Genomic DNA, 6,919 nt, shown 5'->3' with positions numbered 1-6,919 from the left:
TAATGGGTTACAAACTCGATGCGCTGACAAAAGGATTAAAGCTGGAAGGCATGATTTCATACGACCGCCAGGGTGGATACTGGATCACCCGTTCAGTACCTACAGAATCTCAGGGCTACCGCGAATATCCCGGCTATGCTACCTTTTATCCCAATGACGGAGTTGATGTGTACATGAAAGCCGGCCACTATACCGGGTTGTACAGCAGTCCGCGCCGCACTACCGACAACACACTGGGCAATAGCTATTCACGCGATGATGATGTAGGCCGCACTTATTATCAACTCAGGCTCGATTATGTAAGATCATTCGGTAAACACAATGTATCGGGTTTGATCCTGGCCAACCGTTCTATCAGAATAAAAAATAACGAAGTCCCATTCTGTTACCAGGGCATCTCCGGCCGGGTTACCTACAACTACGACCAGCGTTACCTGGTTGAGTTCGACATGGGTTATAATGGTTCAGAGAATTTTGCACCTGGTCGCCGGTATGGTAAATTCCCGGCGGCTTCCCTCGGTTGGGTGGTCAGCAATGAACCATTCATGCAACAGACCCAGAGCTGGCTGAATATGTTAAAGTTGAGAGGCTCCTATGGACTGGTGGGCAACGACCAGGCAAGCTCAAATCCCAGTGATAACCGGTTCGGTTACCTGCAATTCTATAATAATTCCGGCGATGCGTATAATTTCGGCACCCAAAACAACAACAATCCCGGTGGTATCCGTCCGGGCCGTTTGGCCAATCCGTTGCTTACCTGGGAAAAAGCGCGCAAGATCAATGCAGGTATCGATATGGAATTTATGAACAGGCGACTAACTGTTACAATTGACCTGTTTCATGAACACCGGTACGATATCATTACCGACCTTAGCGGTTCCGACAAACAGGGTTTCCCTTCACTTGTAGGCACCAGTGCGCCATTAATAAATGCAGGTATTGTAAACAACAAGGGAATTGATTTTGAAATAACCTGGAGCGATAAAATAGGCAGCTATTTTACTTACACGGTTCGGCCAAATTTCTCTTATGCCCGAAACAAGATCATCTATCAACGGGAAGTGGCCCGCAGCTATCCCTGGCAGTATCGCACCGGCCTGCCGGTTGGACAACCGTTTGTTTATATCTTCAATGGTTTTATCGGTAGTCAGAAAGAAGCAGACGAGCTGAATCAAATGAATAATGGTACCGGGTTTCAAAAGTGGGGCACGGTATTACCTGGTGATGTAAAATATACTGACATCGATGGGGACGGCCAGATCACCGATCTGAATGACCGGATCTCGAAAGGCTATCCGCGGGTACCTGAAATTCAGTATGGCATTCCCATCAGTTGCCGGTACAAATCCTTTGACCTGAGCATCCTTTTGCAGGGCGCCACCCATACTTCTTTATTATTGGGCGGCCCTGCCACTTATGATTTTCCTCTTTACCAGAACGATGAAATTGGAAAGGTAAAGCCAATGCACCTGCAACGCTGGACGCCGCAAACTGCTGCTACTGCTTCCTATCCGGCCCTGCATTACGGCAAATACGACAACAATAAACAATACTACAGCAGTCTTTTCTTATACAACGCGCAATACCTGCGGTTAAAGAACTTTGAAGTGGGTTATTACCTGCCTACTAAATGGATGAAGCGTGCAGGCCTGCAACGAACCCGGTTATACGTTCAGGGAATGAATATGATAACCTTCGATAAACTCAAAACAGTAGACGTGGACCCCGAAACCAATGATGCCAATGGCAACTGGTATCCCATTATGAAGGTGGTGAATTTTGGAATAGATATTACGTTGTAGAAATTAAAATGAGAAAGTAAAAGTTTTTTTATGAACACAAGAATCATTACTCTATATATAATACTTGCGTTGCTATTGACAGCCTGCAAGAAAGATTTCCTGGATCGTAAACCCGATGACCAGATGACCGAGCAACAGGTTTTTGCTGATTATGAAAAAGTAAATAAGCTGGTCACCGACTTATATGGCGATCTGCATTCCCGGGCACGGGGCCTGGCGTTCCTTCAGCATTTTTCCCTAAGCGCGATCACGGATGAATGCCGCGGATCAACCGTTGAGAACGGGCAATCGCGCGCTTTCAATACAGGCGGGTGGAACACATATGATCAACCGGGATCGGGTTATAAATGGGCTGATATTTACGCTACCATCCGGATAGCCAATTTGATCATAACAGGAATAAGAAAGTATAATACGCCGGATAATCCACTTAATACCGGCGATCTAAACATCCGTCTGGGCGAAACCTTTTTTATGCGCGCCTGGTACCACTACCTGGCAGCCCGGCTGTATGGCGAGATCCCTTATATAGATCACCTGGTTGATCCCAACGCCGATCTGGCCATACCACAGGAAACATTTCACTCCCTGGTAGAAAAGATCTGCGCCGATTGCGATTCAGCCATAGCGTTGTTACCGGTAAACCAAACCGATCCGCAATTTGCCCGGACAGAAAAAGGAACCGCCCTTGCGTTAAAAGCCATTGTACGCTGGATGGCCGCTACCCCACTCTATAATGGCGGGGTGTTGCCCAACGACACCCGGATTGGCGCTGCTGATTACAGCACCCGCAACAACAAACGCTGGGAGGCAGCACGCGACGCCGCCAAAGCGGTTCTGGACCTGAAATCGGAAAACGGACAGCCGCGTTACAGCCTGTATACCAATTATGGGTCTAACGATTTTGTTTCAGGTAGCAACAACAAAGTGTACACCCGTTTATATCAACTCTTTTATGATCTCAATGCATTTAAAACGGAAGCCATTTTCATGAACATGAACGATAAATACGAAGCCTGGCAGGGCGATAATTATCCCCCCTCAGAGGGCGGTGGCTCGCGTCAGCAGCCTGTACAGGAACAGGTTGACGAATATGAATACATTGCACCTGATGGTTATGGTTATCCAGTTTACGATGCACGCGCCATTACCGATGGATACGACGATGCCAACCCCTATGAAGGCATCCGACGCGATCCCCGGCTGTACCGTGATGTTATTTATGATGGCGCCACCTTTCGCAATTCGGTAAAGAATACCGCAACCGGTTCCGACAAAATTGGTGCTACCAATTCTACCACCACCGGTTATTTCTTACGCAAATTTTACCGCGAAGATTATCGGCCCGGCAATGGCGTTGGCTTTCAAATCCATTTCCCGCTCATCCGGTTACCAGAGATCATGCTTATTTATGCAGAAGCGTTGAATGAAACAGGTGGCTCGGCCGATGACATTGTGAACCTGCTCAACACCATCAGGCAGCGATCGTTTATGGCGCCGGTTCCCCCCGTTATAAAAGGCGACAAAGTAAAAACGAATGAATACATTCAACGGGAACGCCGGGTAGAATTCTTTTATGAGAACAAACGTTGGTTCAATGCCCGGCTATACCTGGAACCCAGCAGTGCCACAGAACTGGCCCGGGAACAGGCCTGGCAGGCAGCAGGTGGCGATAATGATACCCGCTCCCAGAAATTCTGGCCCTATCCCAAATGCCAGCGCATGGTGAATGGGATGAAACCGGTTGAAGATCCCAATGGAAAAATAACTATTGGTGGAAAGAAATACAGTATGCAACGCTTTTATGTTGCGGCCTGGGTGTTTGTGGCTCCTACTCATTTTTACTTTCCCATTATGCAGGATGAACTTACAAAAGATCCGGCCTTAAAACAGGCTCCCGGTTGGTAAAGATGTCTCATACGCAGTCTATTGGTTATACTACAGATCAAGGCTTCCCGCTTACCGGGAGGCCTTATTCTATTTTCGCAGCATCCTGTTTAATAATATAAGCCAGCAATACCAATATCAAAGCAATAGCATTGGCGATTGTTCGAATGGCATGTAACTGGTTCCAGGGTTTTTCAAACAACGCCCGTTGCTGACTCAGCGCTTCAGGGGAAGCAGATTGAAGATGAAATGCATCCAGCGCATTGTTCAATGGAACATTACCAAAGATGGTTACGCCAAACGTTCCTATGCCATACGCAATGGTAGCGCCCAGTAATAAATAAAAACGAAGCGGGGCTGAAGGGTTGTACAGCAGCCAGGTAGTGAGCGGCAGCAAAAACAATGTACCCATAAAACTCATAAAGAAAACAGGGTTCAGGATCTCCCGGTTCATCGATTGCATGGCCGAGAGATAATTGGCATCAGTCAGCTTGCCCAATCCGGGGATTACTGAACAGGACCAGGCATAAAAAAGACCGGCGATAAGCGCTGTTGTAAAAGCGGTAGCCAATAAAGTGATGTTTGCAAAACTCATGGGACGTGGTTATTATATTATTGTTATTGAAAATACTGTTTAATTAAAGCAAGAGCTGCCGAATCAACAATAGTAGTACCAATACGCGGCATACTGCCTTTGGCCATTAAACTCACAATACGGTTGTTCTTTTCAGTAATGCGGGTGGCAGACAACGGTATTTCCCAGGCAAAGCGTACGGCGGAGCGGGCACAGGAGCCAGGGTCGCTATGGCAATGGGCACAATTCACATCCAGATAGGCCCGTACCCGATCCTGTATACTATACTTTTTATTTTGCCAGGCAGGCAGGGTGGAGAATTGTTGCGGGTTCACGTTATCCATAATGCCAGCTTCATGCAGGTATAGTAACTGGTTAATGGATCTGCCGTTCCGCACAACAGAAATATTCAGGTTGCGCACTTTGAGCCCAACCGGCATAATGGTATTATTGGCGTTGTGGCAGGAGGCGCAATCCCGGGCGCCCGGAATGCGGTAGGAAATTTTTCTGGTCGTAGCTTTTTCATCGATCCAGCTAACAGGGGTGTTTGACGCGCTGATGGCGAGTGTGGCATCGGTTTGTTGCTGGTTCCATACGTAGGTACCTGCCACCCACTGGTTATTATTTTTAATCAGCAGCCGGGTCTCGATAAGGCGTTTGCCTTTTGATGGTTCTCTTTTATCGTTGAAGTAGTAGAAGGTTTTAACCAGGATGGTTCCATCAGGGAACTGTGGCAAACCGTCATTCACTGAAGTAATATGGGTGCCTGCCGGCACTTTAATGAGCCGTTGTTTTTCGGCATAATCAGTAAACAGGCCGGTGGCCAGCTCGTACAATTGAAACCCATTATCAGGAGTAAGCGCCTGCGGGTTGCCTGTAAAAATATTATAATCTGATAGTTTGGGTAGCAGCACCGGCGAAGAATTGGCGGCCATTCCGCCATATGCGCGGCTTGCAGGCAGATACGCCATTCCCGCTATGACGGAAATTAATAAGCTGGCAACGGTTATAATTCGGTTCATAATACATGCGATTATTATTGAACCCAAAAATATCCCAGTGCGCCAGCGGAAAATAGAACAAAACCGACACGGGCCGTTGTTAGTATTTTACTTCTTTAAGCCCGGTAAAACGAGGACCGCACTTTAATAATAGTACCTGTACTCTGTCTCCCACTCCTAAATTAGGCTCGGTAAAAATATTGGTAGTACGCACAGCACCTTTGTAATGGCAGAGATCAAAAATTTACATAACATTTGTTTTTTGCACTGGCTGGCTTGCATTTTGATGAACATCTGTGTATATTTAAGCGTTAGTAACGATTTTAACCGAACCCTTTAAAACAAAGTAACAGACAAATCCTATGGGACTATTTGAATTCTTAAAAAATAAGAAAAATCAATCTGAAAATTCTCCAATAGACAACCAGTCACAAGTCGATGACCAGCTACAACTTGACATTGATCGATTTGAAACAGAACTTCTTGCGACAATTCCAAGATATATATGTACACCTGGTGCGGAAGTAAATATCAAGGCAAGACACCAGGAAACAAATGAAGTTATGCCTTTTGCAATTGGTTTTCCGGAACAATTTAAGCCATGGAGAACCGTTAAATCACTTGCTGACAGACGAGGAATCGTTTATTCTTTGCTGGATACTCAATTTGGAAATCAATTAGAGCTTTGGCAGGTTATTGAAAGATTTAATGACGATAGATACGCCGAAAGAGCATTGCAAATTGCGAATAAACATAAACAGGAAAGAGATGAACAAAATCCAAATTATTGGAATGCACTTGCCAGAACTAATTTCATCCTTTCAAATTATAACGAGGCAGAACAGAATTGTTTAAAGGCGATTCAACTTGACAACAACAGTATTAGAACCAAGAGAATATATGCAGACGTATTACATACAACAGGCAAACAAGACAAATCACACGAAATCTACAACGAAATTTTAAGCATAAAACTTCCAAAAGACAAGCAAATGAATTTACCAATTCAGGATTTACTTGGCTTTGACGGAGACATACTTAATTCACCAGTTTACGCGATAGCCTGGTTGAAGGCTGATAAAAATGTGAATACCGAAACCTGGGAGTGGGCAAATGAAGAATTTTATTATAGCCCACATTTTCGTTCTCAATATGCTTTTCATTTACTTCAAACAAACGAGCATATGAAAGGATTTGTAAAACTTCTGAATTTGAGCAAAGAAATGCCCTGGTTTAAGGACGCCGTATTGAATAGTTATAGCTTAATTGACCAACTTAACCTAACAGAGCAAGCGCAAGACGAGAAAATAAGACTTAAACAAATTATGGAGAAAAACAATTGGAGCCCGAGCTGACCTCTATAAAAAAAAGAGGCTGTAAAGTGCAGCCTCTTTTGTAAAATTTGAATATATCTTTCAAAATTTGTCCCACATCTAATGTAAAATGCCGCATATATTACTTATTATGACTCATCAATAACTAACATTGGACCAATCTCATTAATATCTGGAGCCATCTTAGTAACTTTTGAAGCAATCTGCATTAAATTGGGGGAAATCTATACAACATTTACTAATAAGTTCATAACATTGAAGCATAAGTTACCAAGATTTCATGTAAAGTCCTTTACTTACATACACAAGTTATGAACTTAT

At 44.6% G+C, this 6,919-nt stretch carries 5 protein-coding genes; 3 read left to right on the top strand and 2 right to left on the bottom strand.

The window, feature by feature from the left end; all coding sequences use genetic code 11:
• Positions 1–1,802 (top strand): SusC/RagA family TonB-linked outer membrane protein (locus ACJ751_RS15855; RefSeq protein WP_407746478.1); only part of this gene is annotated, 1,802 nt, incomplete at its 5' end.
• 30 nt (positions 1,803–1,832) lie between these two features.
• Positions 1,833–3,710 (top strand): RagB/SusD family nutrient uptake outer membrane protein, encoded by a 1,878-nt coding sequence (locus tag ACJ751_RS15850; RefSeq protein ID WP_407746477.1) that lies wholly within the window; start codon positions 1,833–1,835, stop codon positions 3,708–3,710.
• A gap of 64 nt (positions 3,711–3,774) precedes the next feature.
• On the opposite strand, the gene ACJ751_RS15845 is transcribed toward ACJ751_RS15850, so the two are convergent.
• Positions 3,775–4,284 (bottom strand): DUF1772 domain-containing protein, encoded by a 510-nt coding sequence (locus ACJ751_RS15845; protein WP_407746476.1) that lies wholly within the window; start codon positions 4,282–4,284, stop codon positions 3,775–3,777.
• 23 nt (positions 4,285–4,307) lie between these two features.
• Positions 4,308–5,285, bottom strand: coding sequence for a hypothetical protein (locus ACJ751_RS15840; protein ID WP_407746475.1), 978 nt, complete (start codon positions 5,283–5,285; stop codon positions 4,308–4,310).
• 341 nt (positions 5,286–5,626) lie between these two features.
• Between ACJ751_RS15840 and ACJ751_RS15835 the strand changes: the two genes are divergently transcribed.
• Positions 5,627–6,619: a tetratricopeptide repeat protein gene (locus ACJ751_RS15835; RefSeq protein ID WP_407746474.1), complete on the top strand. Its 993-nt coding sequence runs from the start codon at positions 5,627–5,629 to the stop codon at positions 6,617–6,619.
• Positions 6,620–6,919: the final 300 nt, after the last annotated feature.

This window comes from Niastella sp. (assembly GCF_045805085.1).
Taxonomy (GTDB): Bacteria; Bacteroidota; Bacteroidia; order Chitinophagales; family Chitinophagaceae; genus Niastella.
Note: the sequence above shows the minus strand (reverse complement) of the source record. Positions and strands in the feature narration are given on the sequence as shown.